Raw genomic sequence first — 297 nt, 5'->3', positions numbered from 1 at the left:
GCGTGCCGGCGCACGCCGTGCTGACGGGTATCCGTCGCGCCGCAGCCGCGATCCGGCGGCGGCGCGGTGACGCTCAGGTGGTGCCGTAGTCGGCGTTGTAGCGCTCGACGACCTCGCGGATCGGGGCGTCGAGCACGAGCGCCCCCTTGTCGAGGTAGAGGCCTCGCGTGCAGAAGCGCAGCAGGTCGCGCTCGCTGTGCGACACGAAGAACAGGGTGCGTCCGCCCGCGAGCAGCTCCTCGATGCGGGTGTAGCACTTCTCCCGGAAGGCCTTGTCGCCCACGGCGAGCACCTCGT

General features: G+C 71.4%; 1 pseudogene. It reads right to left on the bottom strand.

The features are described 5' to 3' along the window. Positions 1-73 precede the first annotated feature (73 nt). Positions 74-297: pseudogene (locus FJ658_RS15675) on the bottom strand (ABC transporter ATP-binding protein); the annotation flags it as partial.

It is taken from the genome of Schumannella sp. 10F1B-5-1 (genome assembly GCF_006517535.1).
In the GTDB taxonomy this organism is placed as follows: Bacteria; Actinomycetota; Actinomycetes; order Actinomycetales; family Microbacteriaceae; genus Schumannella.
Note: the sequence above shows the minus strand (reverse complement) of the source record. Positions and strands in the feature narration are given on the sequence as shown.